The organism is Mycolicibacterium xanthum, assembly GCF_019710635.1.
In the GTDB taxonomy this organism is placed as follows: Bacteria; Actinomycetota; Actinomycetes; order Mycobacteriales; family Mycobacteriaceae; genus Mycobacterium; species Mycobacterium xanthum.
In genome coordinates, this window is sequence record NZ_JAIFZS010000022.1 from 66,949 (window position 1) to 83,034 (window position 16,086).

Genomic DNA, 16,086 nt, shown 5'->3' on the forward strand with positions numbered 1-16,086 from the left:
ACATGAGCACTTCCATCGACCTGATCCCGGTCAAGCCGACCACCGCGATCGTCGGCGAGGACGACAACGAGACCTCGCGCCGGCGTGGCACCTCGGTCTGGTTCCGGCTGCTGGCCAACGACCGGGTCGCGTTCGCCGCGGCCGGGGTGCTGGGCATCGTGGTCCTCACCGCGGTGTTCGGTCCGATGCTGGTCGGCAACCTGGCCACCCACATCGACCTGGACAACTCCAACCAGGCGCCGTTCACGCTGGCCCACGGCTGGGCCAACGTGCTGGGCACCGATCCGCTGGGCCGCAGCATGCTGGCCCGCCTGATCGTCGCGTGCCGCACCACGCTGTCGGTGGCGGTCCCGGCGGTGGTCATCTCCGCGGTCGTGGGCTCGGCGATCGGCATGTGGGCCGGCTACTACCGTGGCTGGCGCGAGACCGTCGCGATGCGGGTCGCCGACGTGATCATGAGCTTCCCGTCCCTGCTGCTGGCGGTCGTCGTGCTCTACGTCTTCTCCCCCAGCGCCGCCAACATCGTTGCGGTGCTGGCTATCACCCGCATCCCGGTGTACCTGCGCACCGCCCGCGCGGAATCCGCCGAACTGCAGAGCCGGGTGTTCGTCGACGCCGCCCGCACCTTCGGCGCCGGCGCCACGTCCATCATCTGGCGCCACGTGCTGCCGATCGTGCTGCCCACCATGCTGACCGTGGCCACGCTGGACTTCTGCTACGTGATGCTGGCCGAGAGCTCGCTGAGCTTCCTGGGCATCGGCATCCAGCCGCCCGACGTCAGCTGGGGCCTGATGGTCGCGCAGGGCCGTACCTACCTGCACAGCGCCTGGTGGCTGTCGTTCTTCCCCGGCCTGGCCATCGTGATCACCACGGTGTCGGCCACCATCCTGGCCGCCTGGGCCCGCATCGCCACCGATCCCGGGCAGCGGTGGCGCCTGACCGTCCCGCAGAAGCGACTGACCAAGTTCACCAAGACCGGAAAGGCCCTCTGATGACCGCAGCAGTACGTCACGATGCACACACCGCCGCTGCCGAGCAGCCGGCCGCCGCCCCGGTGCTCGACGTCGACGGCCTGACCGTCGAGGTCCGCACCATCAGCGGCACCCTGCGCGCCGTCAACGAGGTGTCGTTCCAGGCCCGCCGCGGCGAAACCCTGGCGCTGCTCGGAGAATCCGGCTGCGGCAAGTCGATGACCGCCACCGCGCTGGTCGGACTGCTGGAGCCGGTCGCCGACGTGGTCGGCGGTTCGGCCAAGCTGTCCGAGGTGGATCTGCTTTCGGTCGACCGCCGCAGGCGCCGGGCGATGGCCGGCACCGAGCTGGCCATCGTCTTCCAGGACGCGCTGACCGCGCTCAACCCGCTCTACACCGTGGGAACCCAACTGGCGGAACCATTCCGGATCCACCGTGGGATGAGCGCCAGGGACGCCAAGGCCAAGGCCGTCGAGCTGATGGCCCGCGTCGGCATCCCTCAGCCCGAGACCCGGGTGAACTCCTACCCGCACCAGTTCTCCGGCGGGATGCGGCAACGCCTGCTGATCGCGATGGCCGTCGCACTGAACCCCAGCGTGCTGATCGCCGACGAGCCGACCACCGCGCTGGATGTCACCGTGCAGGCCCAGATCATGGCGTTGCTGCGCGACCTGCGCGCCGAGTACGACATGGCCGTCGTGCTGATCACCCACGACCTGGCGCTGGTCGCCGAGGAGGCCGACCGGGTGGCCGTCATGTACGCCGGCAACATCGTCGAGACCGGCACCGTCGCCGAGGTTTTCGCCGACCCGAAGCACCCCTACACCAAGGGCCTGCTGAACTCGGTGCCGGTCAACGCCCGCCGCGGCGACGGCCTCACCTCGATCGGCGGATCCCCACCGGACCTGCACAACATCCCCGAAGGCTGTGTGTATCAAGCCCGCTGCCCGCTGGCGCAGAAGATCTGCGCCACCAAGCGACCCACGCTGGAAGCGATGGGCAACGGCCGTCGCGCGGCCTGTCACTTCCCGGAAGAGGTGTCCGACAATGTCTGAGAAACTGACCATGCCCGAGAAACTGCCCACGTCCGAGAATCTGACCACGTCCGAGAACCTGCTCGAGGTCCGCGACGTCCGCAAGTCCTTCCGGGTGCCGCACGCCGGCAACAACACGCTGTGCGCGCTCGACGGCATCACCCTGGACCTGGCGCGCGGCGAGACCCTCGGCCTGGTCGGTGAGTCCGGCTGCGGAAAGTCCACGCTGGCAAGAACATTGATGATGCTGGAGCGCCCGGACTCGGGAACCGTACGGTTCGACGGAGTCGACCCGTTCAGCCTGCGCGGCACGGACCTGCTGAAGTTCCGCCGGCGGGTGCAGATGGTGTTCCAGGATCCCTACGCGTCGCTGAACTCACGGATGTCGGCCGCGGAGATCGTCGCCGAGCCGTGGCGCAGCCACAAGGGCCTGGTGAGCAACCGCAAGGACCGCGACATGCGGGTGCGCGCGCTGCTCGACCTGGTGGGACTGGGCGCCAAGGCGGCCGCCAAGTACCCGCAGGAGTTCTCCGGCGGGCAGCGCCAGCGCATCGGGATCGCCCGCGCGCTGGCCCTCAACCCCGACGTCATCATCTGCGACGAGCCGGTCTCGGCGCTGGACCTGTCGGTACAGGCCCAGGTGCTCAACCTGCTCAACGACCTTCAGCAGCAGCTGGGCATCTCCTACCTCTTCATCTCCCACGACCTGTCGGTGGTGCGGCACGTCGCCGACCGGGTCGCGGTGATGTACCTCGGCCGGATCATCGAGACCGGTCCGATCGAGAGTGTGTTCGACCGCTCCGACCACCCGTACACCGCGGCCCTGATGTCGGCGGCGCCGACGCTGGACGGCGGGGGGCGCAAGGACCGCATCCTGCTCACCGGTGAGGTGCCCTCGCCGATCAACCCGCCGTCGGGATGCCGGTTCCGCACCCGGTGCTGGAAGGCCACCGAGGAATGTGCGACGTCGACACCGGCCGCATCGGCCGATCCCGAGGTCGCCGGCCACACCGCGCTGTGCCACCACCCGATCCTGCTGGAGGGGAGTGGACGTGAGTCCGTGCCGGCATGAGCACGCTGGCGTATTGCGTTCTGGCGGTGGCGATCCTGTTGGCGTCGGCGCTGCAGGCGTCGATCGGGTTCGGCATCGGCATGTTCGCCGCGCCGATCGTGGCGCTGGTCGACCCTGCGCTCATCCCCGGGACACTGATCATGGTGGCCACGCTGGTCACGCTGATGGTGGTGATCCGCGAGCGGGAGTCGATCGACCTGACCGGCACCGGCTGGGCGTTGGTGGGCCGGGTACCCGGCACCATCGCCGGGGCGCTGCTGCTCGCGACGCTGCCGCACCGCGCGCTGGCCATCATGCTGGCCGGCGTCGTGCTCGGCGGCGTGGTGCTGACCAGCACCGGCTGGATCCCGGCCGCACGGCGGCGCAACGTGATGCTGGCCGGGGCGACGTCCGGTCTGCTGGGCACCGCGACCTCGATCGGCGGGCCGCCGATGGCGCTGGTGTGGCAGCGCAACACCGGAGCCCAGCTGCGGGGCACGATGAGCGGCTTCTTCCTGATCGGGTCGCTGCTGTCGCTGATCGTGCTGGCGCTGACCGGCGCGGTCGGCATCCGCACGCTGACGGGGTTCGCTGCGCTGATCCCCGCGGCCGTCGCCGGCTACCTGCTCTCCCGGGTGCTCAACCGGCACCTGAATCCGAACCGCCTGCGGTGGTTGGCGATCGGCGTCTCCGCGGCGGGCGCGGTGTTGCTGATCGGCCGCGAACTGCTGCCGATCTGAGAGGTTTGATGTGACCGAGGACGCCACTCCGGACATCGCCGTGCGGAAGGTCAAGTCGGCGGTGCGCACCGTGGAGCTACTCGAATATCTGGCCGAACGCCACGACGATCCGGCGCGGCTGCGCGAGATCAGCGACGCGCTCGGCATGCCGCGCAGCAGCGCCCACGCGTTGCTGCGCACCCTGGTGGGCGAGGGCTGGGTGCGCTCCGACCCGACCGGCACGCTGTACGGCATCGGCATCCGCGCGCTGCTGGTCGGCACCAGCTACCTCGACAGCGATCCCTATCTGCCGCTGATCACCCCGTTCCTCGAGGACCTGCGTTCCCAGCTGGACGAGACGTTTCACCTCGGCCGGCTCGACGGCACCGATGTCGTGTACCTGGCCACCCGCGAGTCCAAGCAGTACCTGCGCACGTCCAACCGGGTGGGCAGGCGGTTGCCCGCCTATGCCACCTCGCTGGGCAAGGTGCTGCTGGCCGAGCGGTTCGGCACCGATCGCGACGAACACATCCCGTCGGCGCTGAAACGGCTGACGCCCCAGACCATCACCGACCGCGCAGCACTCGACCGGGCGCTGGACGAGGTCCGGGTGCGCGGCTACGCCCGCGACGACGAGGAGAACACCGACGGACTGCGCTGCTTCGCGGTGCCCCTTCGCTACTGCCGGCCCGCGCAGGACGCCATCAGCGCCTCGGTGCCGGTGGACCGCCTGACCCCGCAACGGGAACGCGACATCGTCGACGCACTGCGCACCATCGGCGACAAGGTGTCCCGCGTGGTGCGGCCGCTGGCCAGCGGCGACAGATGGTTCGCGTCATGACCGCCACCAGATCCGGAGGACCCAGATGAGCACCAGAACACCCGTCGTCACCGCCGTCACCGTCATCCCGGTGGCCGGGCACGACAGCATGCTGCTGAACCTGTCCGGCGCCCACGGGCCGTTCTTCACCCGCAACCTGGTGATCATCGAGGACTCGGCCGGGCACACCGGCGTCGGTGAAGTGCCCGGCGGCGAGGCCATCCGACGCACCCTCGAGGACGCCCGCGCCCTGATCGCCGGGCGCAGCATCGGCGACTACCACGCGGTGCTGGCCGACATCCGCCGGAGGTTCGCCGACCGCGACGCCGGTGGACGCGGCGCCCAGACCTTCGACCTGCGGGTGACCGTACACGCCGTCACCGCGGTGGAATCGGCGCTGCTGGACCTGCTGGGCCAGCACCTCGAGGTCCCGGTCGCCGCACTGCTGGGCGACGGCCGGCAGCGCACCCGGGTGCAGGCGCTGGGCTACCTGTTCTTCGTGGGCGACCGCACCAGAACCGACCTGGCCTACCGCTCCCCCGGCGACGAGTCGCCCTCCGACGACCCGGCCGACGACTGGCTACGCGTACGACACCAGGAAGCCCTCACCCCGGATGCGGTGGTGCGCCTCGCCGAGGCCGCGCGGGCCCGCTACGGCTTCGCCGATTTCAAGCTCAAGGGTGGGGTGCTGCCCGCGCCGGAGGAGGCCAAGGCCGTCATCGCGCTGGCCGACCGCTTCCCGGACGCCCGGATCACGTTGGACCCCAACGGCGGATGGCGGCTCGACGACGCCGTCCGGACCTGCCGGGAGCTGGCCGGGGTACTCGCCTACGCCGAGGACCCGGTCGGCCCCGAGGACGGGTTCTCCGGCCGCGAGGTGATGGCGGAGTTCAAACGCGCCACCGGGCTGCCGACCGCGACCAACATGATCGCCACCGACTGGCGCGAAATGGGACATGCGGTCCGCGCCGGCGCGGTCGACATCCCGCTGGCCGATCCGCACTTCTGGACGATGGCCGGCTCGGTGCGGGTGGCACAGCTCTGCGACGCGTGGGGACTGACGTGGGGCTCACACTCCAACAACCACTTCGACGTGTCGCTGGCGATGTTCACCCACGTCGCGGCGGCCGCGCCGGGCGACATCACCGCGATCGACACCCACTGGATCTGGCAGGACGGGCAGGCGATCACCACCGAGCCGTACCCGATCGTGGACGGATATCTGACGGTGCCCGACGAACCGGGCCTGGGCGTGCGCCTGAACGAGGAAGCGGTGAGTGCCGCCCACGAGCTGTATCGTCGAGAGGGCCTGGGTGGTCGGGACGACTCGGTCGCCATGCAGTACCTGATCCCGGGCTGGACCTTCGACAGCAAACGCCCTGCTCTGCAACGAGGTTGATATGAGGATCGTCGTCGCCGACCGCAATCTGATCCCGCACCGGGACCGCTTGGAGGCCATGTCCCCGGCGGGCGCGGAGTTCCGCTGGCTCACCGACGGTGTCCCCTACGCCGAGCTGGGCGACGCCGAGGTGTTCGTCGGCCGCTTCTTCACCGCCGACATGGTGGATGCGGCTCCGCAGCTGCGGCTCATCCACGTCGCCGGGGCGGGCACCGACAAGATCGACTTCGCCGCGCTGCCACCACACGTGCTGGTGGCCAACACATTCCATCACGAGCGCTCGATCGCCGAGTACGTCGTCGGCGCCGCGGTGATGTTGCGCCGCGGCTTCCTGACCCAGGACCGCGCACTGCGGGACGGGATCTGGGCCACCTCCGTGCACGACGCCACCATTCCGCAGGCACCCATCCTCGGCGAGGCGCATATCGGCTTCGTCGGATTCGGGCACATCGGGGAATACAGCTGGAAACTGTTGCAGTCCTTCGGATGTACCGGCGCGGCGGTCACCGGTTCGGGCTGGGCGGCCGACGACTCGGGCCTGACCTGGACCGGCGACACCGGACAACTGAACCGGCTGATGCGCGAGAGCGACGTTGCGGTCGTGTCGGCGCCGCTGAACGCCCACACCGAGGGCATGATCGGTGCGGAGCAACTAGCAGAACTCGGCCCCGACGGCGTGCTGATCAACGTCGGGCGGGGGCCGCTGGTTCAGGAACGGGCACTCTACGACGCACTGTCCGGCGGGGTGATCAGCGGCGCGGCCATTGACGTGTGGTACCGCTATCCGCACGGCGAAGGTCACTGCGCCCCAAGCGAACTCCCCTTTGGAGAGTTGCCCAACATCCTGATGACCCCGCACTCGTCGGGCGTCACGACCGACACCTTCGCGGGCCGCGCCGATGACATCGCCGCCAACATCACCCGATTGCATCGGGGAGAGCCGCTGCACAACCTGGTCTCGCGCTGACCGACCGACGGCCCCGCCCCGAACCCGCCGAAATGGCAGTCCGGCCGGTCCGCTCTCGCACTTTCACGGCCGGAATGCCATTTCGGCGGAAGGGAGACGGCGGACAGGGGGCTAGTGCGTCAGGGCGTGCAGTCTGCAGTCCTGGCGTCAGGGCGTGTATTCGTACTGCGGCTCGTGGAAGCGGTTGATGATCGGGATCCGCTCGATGATCCGGTCGCGCAGCCGGGGCTGCGGCGTATTGACCTGCGGCGGAACCGTATTGGGTACCGGGGCCGACGCGGCCGGGGGTACGTAGACGGGCGCGGGCCCGGGCGGAACATAGGCCGGCGCGCCCGGCTCCTGATAGGCCGGCGCCTCGGGCAGCGGCGGCCCGGCGGCCGGCGGCTCGACCAGCTGGCGGGCCTCCGGCACCGCGACGGCGACCGGCTCGGCGGGCAGCGCGGGCGGAGCCCCCGGCGCGGCGGGCGGAGCCGCCGGCGCGGCGCGCGGAGCCGCCTCCACCGGAGACGGCGGGGCCGCATCGGGAAGCGGGACGTTCACGGCGTTGGCCATCCGGGGCGTCTCGGAGTCCGGGGTCAGCGTCATGCCCAGCGCGATGGACAGCGACACCACGAACGTCACGACCGCCGCGGCCAGCACGGAAGCCAGCGTGGCGGTCGGCGACAGCGTGCGCCCGGCCGGCGCGGCCTCGGCGTCGAGGATCGCGATCGCCGATGCCGACGCCAGCGCCGCTCCCCGGGCCAGCGCCAACTCGGCCTCCTCAGCGGAGACGACCTCGGCGTCGGTGCGCTCACGCAGCGCCGACACCACGCCCTCGAGTTGGCCGGACCCGACGACGAACACCGCCTCGGGTGAGTAGCTCTCGATCTTCCCGAGCGCCTCGGGATGGACCCGGTCGGCGGTCACCCCGTCCGGCGTCACCGCCGCGATCACCGACGTGCTGGGTTCGGCGACGCAGAGCACCACCCGGTCGAACCCGGACAGCGCGGCGATGCCGCGGGCCAGCGCCTCGGCGGCCTCGATGTCGGACACCGCGATGACGTTCTCCACGCCCCGGTCGGTCAGCGCCTGCCACATCGCACTGACGCCGGCCTCGGCCGACACCGTCCAGTTGAGCCCGACGGCGTGCAACCGCCGGGAGCCCGCGTCGTCGAGCAGCACGCCGAGCAGCGCGTCGGCGTCGAAACCCCGATCCGGGTCGATCGGCAGCGAGCCACGCTCGAGGGTGTCGCCCTCGCCGTCCGTTCCCTCCACGAGCACCCAGCGCACCGACGACGAAGTCATCGACACTCCGAGCACGAGATCCATACGGTTTGCTTCCAATCTGGTAACGATCAGCCCCCGACACTACCGCGCACGACCGCGGCGGCGCACCCGTGCGGGAACGGGATCAGGACGGACCGTGCAGCAGATGCCGTCGCCACGCCATGACCGCATGGGCCGTCAGCTGGTGATAGGCCAACCAGGAAAGGTTCGCGTCCCCGACGCACCGGTGGGGTTCCCCCAGCCACGAGGGGCGCTGCGCACCGCAGCTCAGGCACTCGTTCGGCGCCCTCCGGACCGCTGAGGCGCGCGGCGTCAGAGCCATGGCCGCTCCCTCCTGGACAGGTGTCTTCCATCGAAGGTCTCACCTCGGGGCGCCACGCGCGCGCCGAGTAGTGCATCGCACATCGGTGATGAAATGCGAGTTACATCACGTTCTGGGATGCCGACTCTGTGGATCGTGTGAGGAAAGCCCCGCCCGGGCGGCCACCGCTTCCACGGCCGGCCCGGCCCGGCGATCATTGCGGTATCGGGACGGGAGGACCGCGATGGCGGTGGACAGCAGGCCGTGGTGGCCCAGCCGCGATCCGTTCGGACGGTCACGTGCGGCGGTGGCGGCGCTGGAGTTGCCGCCCGCGGTGTTCAAGACCTGCCCGTGGCAACCGCGCGAGCTCGTCGAGACGGGTCTGCGGCAGTGGCTGCGCTGCTGCGCGGCGGCGCTGCGCGACGACCAGGTGATCGGGATGCCGTCTCACGCCGTCGACGAGGCGTGGCACGGCCTGATCCTGTGCACCAAACGCTATGAGGTGTTCTGCCGGCGCGCCTACGGCCGCTTCATGCACCACTGCCCGGTCGGCGGCGAACCCCCCGGCATGGTCGGCGACCCGATGCACGAGCAGCTGCGCCGGACGGTGATCGCGTGGTCGATGGTGGCGCTGCCCGGCGAGCAGTGCGTGCTGTGGGACCTCGACGGCAGGGTCGGCGTCGAGCACCCGTGGGGGCTGGATCCGGCACGGGTCGCCGCGATCGAGGCCGACCTGAACCGGCCTGACCGGAACCGCCGAACCCGGCCTGCCCCGCTCGGCCCCGTCGTACCCTGAGCCTCCGGTCGGGGAGGAGTCGCGATGGGCTTTCTGCAACCCAACATGCCGGTCGTCGATCTCGACACGTGGCGCATGCTGCCCCGCGCGCAGCGCATCCGGCCGGTGGCCGCGCACCTGGCCACCGCGGGCTTCGGGACCCCCGACGTGATGCCGCTGATGTATCTGGTCAAACAGGTGCTGTTCGTGCTGGGCGGGATGGGCTTCGCGCTGGCGACCCGCGGGATCGACGGCTTCACCGACGTCGGCAGTTGGTGGACCGAGCCGATCGTGTTCCAGAAGGCCGTGCTCTACACCATGCTCATCGAGGTCGTCGGCCTCGGATGTTCGTTCGGCCCGCTGTCCGGGCGCTACTTCATCCCGATGGGGTCGTCGCTGTACTGGCTGCGTCCCGGCACGATCCGGCTGCCGCCGTGGCCCGGTCGGGTGCCGCTGACCGGGGGCACCACCCGCACCCCCGTCGACGTGGTGCTCTACGCGGCGCTGCTGGCGCTGCTGGTGACGGCGTTGTTGTCCGACGGCACCGGACCGATTCCGGCGCTGCACACCGAGATCGGATTGCTGCCGGTGTGGCAGCCCATCGCGATCCTGTCGGTGCTGGCGGTGGCCGGGCTCCGCGACAAGGTGATCTTCCTGGCCGCCCGCGGCGAGGTGTACGCGTCGCTGACGCTGGCCCTGCTGTTCACCGGCGTCGACGCGATCGTCGCCGCGAAGGTGGTCTTCCTGGTGATCTGGATGGGGGCCGCGACCTCGAAGATCAACAAGCACTTCCCGTTCGTCATCGCCTCGATGCTGTCCAACAGCCCGGCGGTGCGCCCGGCCGCGGTGAAGCGGCTGTTCTTCGCGCACTGGCCCGACGACCTGCGCCCGAGCCGGCTGTCGGCGTTCGTCGCGCACGTGTCGACGGCGATCGAGATGCTGGTGCCGCTGGTGTTGTTCTTCTCCCACGGAGGATGGGTCACCGCCGTGGCAGCTGTCGTGATGATCGGCTTCCACCTCGGCATCCTGAGCTCCTTCCCGATGGGGGTGCCGCTGGAGTGGAACGTGTTCATGATCTTCGGCGTGCTGTGGCTCTTCGTGGCGCACGCCGGACTCGGGCTGACCGACCTGACCAACCCGTTGCCGGTGGCGGCGCTGTTCGGCGTGCTGGTGGCGGTCGTGGCGGTGGGCGCGGTGTCGCCGCGCCGGGTGTCGTTCCTGCCCGGTATGCGCTACTACGCCGGCAACTGGGACACCACGCTGTGGTGCGTGAAGCCGTCGGCCGACGACCGGATCCGCTCCGGCGCGCGGGCGCTGTGCGACATCCAGCACCGCGAGCTGCAGCGGCTCTACGGCTCCGCGGACGAGACGTTGGTGCCGCTTCACCTCGCCTACGCGCACCGGTCGATGAACACCCACGGGCGCGCGCTGTTCACCCTCGTGCACCGGGCCCTGGCCGGGCGCGACGAGGACGACTACAACCTCTGCGAGGGCGAGCTGATCTGCGCCATGACCGTCGGCTGGCATTTCGGCGACGGGCACATGCACAACGAGCAGCTGATCGCCGCGCTGCACGAGCGTTGTTCGTTCGAACCCGACGAGGTCCGGGTGATCATCCTCGACGGGCAGCCGATCCACCACCGCATCCAGGAGTACCGGTTGGTCGATGCCGCCACCGGCGAGTTCGAACGCGGCTACGTCGAGGTCGATGACCTGGTGATCCGCCAGCCCTGGGCCGACGACGTCCCGGTGCACGTCGGCTGGAGTTCGGCCACCGACGCATAGCCGGGCCGGCACCGACGCATAGCGAGGCCGGCGTCGGCCGGCAGAGAGCCGGGCCGACGTCGGGCAGCGTTGCCGACCGTCGGCATGCCGGGCGCCGACGGCGGCGCCGACCGTTGCTAGCGGGCCTTTCGCGAAGATTGCGCGCGATGCCTGCTGCACGTTTCGGCCTTGCGCCTGCGCGCCCTGCCCCCGGATTCGCTCCGGGCGGCACCCCGCCGGGCGCGCGGCACATCACCCGGCCGGGTACGGCGCGAAGTTTGCTGCGGCCAACGCGTCGGGTACTCGGGATGAACTGCCGGCAAACGACCGATGAGCACGATTCGGACGGTTCGCAGTACCGTGGCGACCGGGGGCCGGTGTACGCAACGGCGATGAGATCTGGAAGGTGCGTGTTGGTCGATGGGTTCAGCCGAACGGCTCCAGCGATGGGAATCCCGTAGCGAGTGGGTGCTGGCCGCGGTCGCGGTGGTGTTTCTGGTCGCGTATTCGGTGCAGGTGCTCGCCAGTCCGGACCGTGCCGTGTACGACATGCTCAACGTGGTGATGTCGGCGCTCTACCTGACGTTCGTGGTCGACTACATCGTCCGGCTCACCCTGGCACCCCGACGCACCCGGTGGTTCTTCCGGCACCTGCTCGACCTGGCTATCGTCGCGCTGCCGTTCCTGCGTCCGTTGCGGCTGTTGCGGCTGCTGGTTCTGGTGAAAGTGATGCACCGAGCCGGCGGCGACGCGATCCGCGGCCGGGTCGCCGTCTACACCGCCTGCAGCGCGACGCTGCTGGTCTATGTGGCATCCCTGGCGATCCTGGAGACCGAGCGTTCCGCACCCGGTGCCACCCTCACCAACTTCGGAAATGCGGTCTGGTGGTCGATCACCACGATCACCACCGTCGGCTACGGCGACATGTATCCGGTCACGGTCACCGGCCGGGTGATCGCCGTAATGCTGATGTTCGGTGGGATCAGCCTCATCGGTGTCATCACCGCGACCGTCGCCTCCTGGATCGTCGAGCGGGTGTCGGAGGAGGACTCCGCCAACCGGGCCGCCACCGCCGCCCAGATCGAGGACCTGCGCGACGAGATCCGTCAGCTGACCACCGACCTGAGTGTGCGCGACAGCGACCGCCAGGAGGCGTGGTCGCACCGCTAGAGCGTGTCGGACTCCGCGCCCCGGCGCCGCCGGCGCAGCAGCACCAACCCCAGCACCACGAACACCGCCGACGAGGTCTGCGGGACCACGGTGTATCCGAGGTCCTGCAGCATCGCCAGTTCCAGCGGGCTGATCACCCGCACGCTGGGACCCCGGTCGGAGTAGGCGTTCATCAGCTTCTCGTCGGCGCCGGTGAAGGTCTCGTCATCGAGATGCGAGGCCGAACTGCCACCCGCCCACGGGCTGGGTGAGAAGAGCGGGACGAGCGCGCCGTAGACGGCGACGGCGTGGGCCCCGCCGAAGAACAGGCCGCCGTCGCCGCCGGTGAGGGTGGCGTCGAAGTCGGTGTCCCAGGCGAAGCCGGTGGTGAACGTCGACGTACCTTCGGCGGTCACGATGAGGCCGTCCATCACCGTCCAGTGCGTGCCGGTGTTCTTGCCGGGCGCGTTCAGATTCGACAGGAAACCCAATGTGTGCAGCAGCTCGTGCAACGCGACCGCGGTGAAGTCGAACTCGTCTGACCCGACCGCATCCCCCAGCGCCCACGGCTGGCCGAAGTTGAACATGATTTCTCCGTCGGCGTCGTCGCCGTTGGGGTCGACCCCGGTGATCAGCTTCTGCTGCACCACCGTTTGGATGAATCCGGCGGAGGGACCGGCCCAATCGCTGCCCGCCGAGGCCAGCGAGCGACCGCTGACGTTCTCGCCCTCGAGGGTGAAGGTCAGCGTGACCGGCGCGGGCACCACGATGTAGGCACCGAGGCTCTCGGCGACCTCGCGCAGGGCCTCGCGTGCCTCCGGCGACCAGAACTCTGCCCCGGCACCGTCGCGGAACTCCACGGTGATGGCGCGCTGGTTGATCACCACGCCGGCCTTGGTGCTGGTCGGCCGGAACCAGGCCAGCAGGTTGACGTGCAGGCCGCCGTCTTGGGCCGCGACGGTGAAGGTGTCGACGCCGTCGAACCCGGTGTCCGGCGTGTAGGTGTAGGTGCCGTCGTCGGCGAGCGTGACCCCACCGAACTGCGGCCCACTGACCACCCGGTAGCAGATCGGGTCCCCTTCGGGGTCCACTGCGCCGATGGTGCCGGTGATCGGTCCGTCGAGCCGGCCGGTGAGCTGGATCGGCGCCACCGTCGGCGCCTGGTTGAACCAGGTCCGGCGGGTCAGGTACAGCGCGCCGCTGAGGAACTCCTTGAACGAATCGCTGACCGGCAGCCGGTCGATCCAGGCCTGGGCCAAGCCCATCAGGTGGTCGATCGTCGCCCCGACGGTCAGGGTGGCCGTCGCCGGGGCCGGCGGTGCGGCGGCCAACGCGACAGGGACGTTCTGCGTCGGTAGCTCGGCGACGAGGCCGGCGCGCTGCGTCAGCGGCTGATCGACGACGGCGTAGTGCCGCATCGACGGCTCGTCGGCGTGCGCGACGGCGGCGGGCGCGACGGCGGCGGCGGTGGCGGACTCGGCGACGACATCCGCGGGGTTCTCCGTCGCGACGGTGCCGTCCGCCGGCACCGACGGAGATCCATCGGCGGCGACGTCGTCGGTGCCGTCGCCCTCGTGCGCGCCGGCGTAGGTGTTGTCGATATGCGGGTCATCCGCGGCGTCGTCGCTCTCGGCCACCTCGGTGACGAGCTCCTCGACATCGGCGTCCGCATCTGCGGCGTCCACTTCTGCGGGGTCCTTGTCGGCGTCCGCGGCGTCCAGGTCCGCGGCGAGCTCGTCGACATCGGCGTCCGCGGCGAGCTCGTCGACATCGGCATCCGCCGCGAGCTCACCGGCATCGGCCGCGTCATCGGCATCCTCGACATCGGAGCCCTTAGAATCGCCGGCACCGCCGCCGGCCGAATCATCGGACTCCGCCGTGCTCCCGCTGTCCCCGGCCTGCACCGTCGACGCCGAGACCGGCTCATCCGCCGCTGCGATCGTCGGGTCCGGACCGGCCAGCGAATATCCGAGCAGTGCCGCGGTGACCCCGGCCGATGCGGCCCCCAGCCGCAGCCAACGGGTGACGGCCATGTCCCGGGCGCGGCGCCGACCGCGCCGCGACGACCTCGTGTTCGTGGTGGCATCCGCCATGACCTCGACCCCCCGTGCGACTCAGAATGCACAGCGTATGGGCGCCGACGGTCAAACACGGCGAATCCGGGAAGGAATCGCCGGCGGTGTCGGCTCACAACCGGATCATGGGCTCCCACCAGGGGATGACCCCGCACGGTGTCTGGCCCGGCGTGGGGTCGCGCGACCGCTGAGCAACGTCGCCACCGGCCCGAGAAAGGCCAGCACGAACACGTACGGCATCGCGATCGACTCGATGACCGGGATCGACTCGCCGACGAGCGCGATGATCACCAGCGAGAACTCACCCCGCACGATCAGCGCGGTACCGGCCCGCAATTGGCCGCGCCGGGCCACCCCCTCGCGGCCCGCGGCATACATCCCGGAGACGACCTTCGTCGCGGCGGTGACGACGGCCAGCGCGATCGCCAGCGGCAGCATCGGGATCATCGACGCCGGGTCCACCATCAACCCGATCGACACGAAGAAGATCGCGGCGAACAGGTCGCGCAGCGGGCTGAGCAGCTCGCGCGCCCGCTCACCCGTCTCCCCGGTCAGCGTCAACCCCACCAGGAACGCGCCCACCGCCGCCGACACGTGGACGTACTCGGCCAGCCCCGCCACGATCAGCGCGACGCCGAGCACCCGCAGCAGCAGCAGCTCCGAATCCGGATGGTTCATGATGCCGGCCACCCGGTGACCCCAGCGGTAGGCGGCCAGGAAGGCGAACGCCAGAGCGGCCATCGCGACGACGATCCCGACGACGGCGTGCCACCATGCGCCGCCGGCCGCCAGCACCGCCAGCAGCGGCAGATAGGCCGCCATCGCGAAGTCCTCCAGCACCAGCACCGACAGCACCGCCGGGGTCTCGCGGTTACCGAGCCGGCGCAGGTCGGTGAGCAGCCGCGACACCACGCCGGACGACGAGATGTAGGTGATCCCCGCCATCGCCAGGATCCCGACGAAGTCCAACCCGAGCAGCCATCCGACCAGCGCGCCGGGGGTGGCGTTGAACGCCATGTCCACCCACGCCGACGGCAGGTGCCGACGCATGCTGGAGGCGAACTCCCCGATCGAGAACTCCAGCCCCAGGGTCAGCAGCAACAGCACCACCCCGACGATGGCGCCGCTCTCGATGAACTCGTGGGCCGCCGGGACCAGCGGCAATCCGCCGTCGCCGAGGGCCAGACCGGTCAGCAGGTACAGCGGGATCGGCGACAGCGACACCCGCCGCGCCAGCCCCCCCAGGATCGTCAGGACGACGAGCAGCGCGCCGATCTCCAGCAGCAGCCCGACCGTATCGTGCACGCGTTCAGCCTTTGTCGAAGATGTGCTCGACCTGGGTGATGCCCTCGGCGGTCCCGATGACGACCAGTACATCGCCGGGCTGCAGGAGATCCCCGGGGCCGGGCGAGGGCAGCACCTCCTCCTCGCGCACGATCGCGACGATCGAGGCGCCGGTGCGGGTGCGTACCCGGGCGTCGCCCAGCGCATGTCCGGCGTACGGGCTGCCGGGCTCGATGGCCACCTGCCCGGCGTCCAGCCCCGGCACCTCGTGGGTCAGGTCGGCGAACCGTTCGGCGATGCGGGGGGCGCCCAGGATCTGCGCCAGCGCGTCGGCCTCCTCGGCGCTCAGGTGAAACAACGGGTGGGCGACGTCGGGGTCGTCGGCCTCGTAGAGCACGACCTCGAAGTCCCCGGCCCGTTTGGCGATCACACCGATCCGGTCGCCTTCGGTGTTGTCGAACTCGTAACGCAGACCCACCCCGGGCAGCAGCACCTCGTTGACGTCCATGGA

General features: G+C 70.2%; 14 protein-coding genes. 10 read left to right on the forward strand and 4 right to left on the reverse strand.

Annotation, left to right across the window (positions count from 1 at the left end; genetic code table 11):
* Positions 1-2: 2 nt before the first annotated feature.
* Genes JDV09_RS10890 through JDV09_RS10920 form a run of 7 tightly spaced genes read left to right on the forward strand, consistent with a single transcriptional unit; the run spans position 3 to position 6,961 of the window.
* Positions 3-992 carry an ABC transporter permease gene (locus tag JDV09_RS10890; RefSeq protein ID WP_221369139.1) on the forward strand — a complete coding sequence of 330 codons (990 nt, stop codon included), beginning with the start codon at positions 3-5 and terminating at the stop codon, positions 990-992.
* Positions 992-2,026 carry an ABC transporter ATP-binding protein gene (locus JDV09_RS10895; protein ID WP_221369140.1) on the forward strand — a complete coding sequence of 345 codons (1,035 nt, stop codon included), beginning with the start codon at positions 992-994 and terminating at the stop codon, positions 2,024-2,026. The genes JDV09_RS10890 and JDV09_RS10895 overlap by 1 nt, the downstream gene beginning before the upstream one ends.
* Positions 2,027-2,036: 10 nt before the next feature.
* On the forward strand, positions 2,037-3,077 hold the full coding sequence (locus tag JDV09_RS10900; protein WP_221369178.1) for an ABC transporter ATP-binding protein: 1,041 nt from the start codon (positions 2,037-2,039) through the stop codon (positions 3,075-3,077).
* Positions 3,074-3,796 (forward strand): sulfite exporter TauE/SafE family protein, encoded by a 723-nt coding sequence (locus JDV09_RS10905; protein WP_221369141.1) that lies wholly within the window; start codon positions 3,074-3,076, stop codon positions 3,794-3,796. Before JDV09_RS10900 ends, JDV09_RS10905 begins: the two co-directional genes overlap by 4 nt.
* Positions 3,797-3,806: 10 nt before the next feature.
* On the forward strand, positions 3,807-4,616 hold the full coding sequence (locus tag JDV09_RS27275) for an IclR family transcriptional regulator (RefSeq protein WP_221369142.1): 810 nt from the start codon (positions 3,807-3,809) through the stop codon (positions 4,614-4,616).
* Between the two features lie 25 nt (positions 4,617-4,641).
* Positions 4,642-5,994, forward strand: a complete 1,353-nt coding sequence (locus JDV09_RS10915; protein WP_221369143.1) for an enolase C-terminal domain-like protein — start codon at positions 4,642-4,644, stop codon at positions 5,992-5,994.
* A gap of 1 nt (position 5,995) precedes the next feature.
* Positions 5,996-6,961 carry a 2-hydroxyacid dehydrogenase gene (locus JDV09_RS10920; protein WP_221369144.1) on the forward strand — a complete coding sequence of 322 codons (966 nt, stop codon included), beginning with the start codon at positions 5,996-5,998 and terminating at the stop codon, positions 6,959-6,961.
* 147 nt (positions 6,962-7,108) lie between these two features.
* Here the strand turns inward: JDV09_RS10920 and JDV09_RS10925 are convergent, their stop codons facing one another.
* On the reverse strand, positions 7,109-8,269 hold the full coding sequence (locus tag JDV09_RS10925) for a DUF7159 family protein (RefSeq protein ID WP_221369145.1): 1,161 nt from the start codon (positions 8,267-8,269) through the stop codon (positions 7,109-7,111).
* 503 nt (positions 8,270-8,772) lie between these two features.
* Between JDV09_RS10925 and JDV09_RS10930 the strand changes: the two genes are divergently transcribed.
* The 3 genes from JDV09_RS10930 to JDV09_RS10940 all read left to right on the forward strand — a co-directional run bounded on the left by JDV09_RS10930 (position 8,773) and on the right by JDV09_RS10940 (position 12,237).
* Complete coding sequence (locus tag JDV09_RS10930; protein ID WP_221369146.1) at positions 8,773-9,324, forward strand: UCP032817 domain-containing protein; 552 nt, start codon at positions 8,773-8,775, stop codon at positions 9,322-9,324.
* A gap of 24 nt (positions 9,325-9,348) precedes the next feature.
* On the forward strand, positions 9,349-11,088 hold the full coding sequence (locus JDV09_RS10935; RefSeq protein ID WP_221369147.1) for a DUF3556 domain-containing protein: 1,740 nt from the start codon (positions 9,349-9,351) through the stop codon (positions 11,086-11,088).
* A gap of 399 nt (positions 11,089-11,487) precedes the next feature.
* Positions 11,488-12,237, forward strand: coding sequence for a potassium channel family protein (locus JDV09_RS10940; RefSeq protein ID WP_221369148.1), 750 nt, complete (start codon positions 11,488-11,490; stop codon positions 12,235-12,237).
* On the opposite strand, the gene JDV09_RS10945 is transcribed toward JDV09_RS10940, so the two are convergent.
* The 3 genes from JDV09_RS10945 to JDV09_RS10955 all read right to left on the reverse strand — a co-directional run bounded on the left by JDV09_RS10945 (position 12,234) and on the right by JDV09_RS10955 (position 16,083).
* Positions 12,234-14,309, reverse strand: coding sequence for an Ig-like domain-containing protein (locus JDV09_RS10945; protein ID WP_221369149.1), 2,076 nt, complete (start codon positions 14,307-14,309; stop codon positions 12,234-12,236). The two genes, JDV09_RS10940 and JDV09_RS10945, sit on opposite strands and share 4 nt — an antisense overlap.
* A gap of 105 nt (positions 14,310-14,414) precedes the next feature.
* Positions 14,415-15,596, reverse strand: coding sequence for a cation:proton antiporter (locus JDV09_RS10950; RefSeq protein ID WP_308124086.1), 1,182 nt, complete (start codon positions 15,594-15,596; stop codon positions 14,415-14,417).
* Positions 15,597-15,600: 4 nt separating this feature from the next.
* A complete protein-coding gene (locus JDV09_RS10955; protein WP_221369151.1) occupies positions 15,601-16,083 on the reverse strand; it encodes a cation:proton antiporter regulatory subunit in 483 nt (160 codons plus the stop codon).
* Positions 16,084-16,086 lie beyond the last annotated feature (3 nt).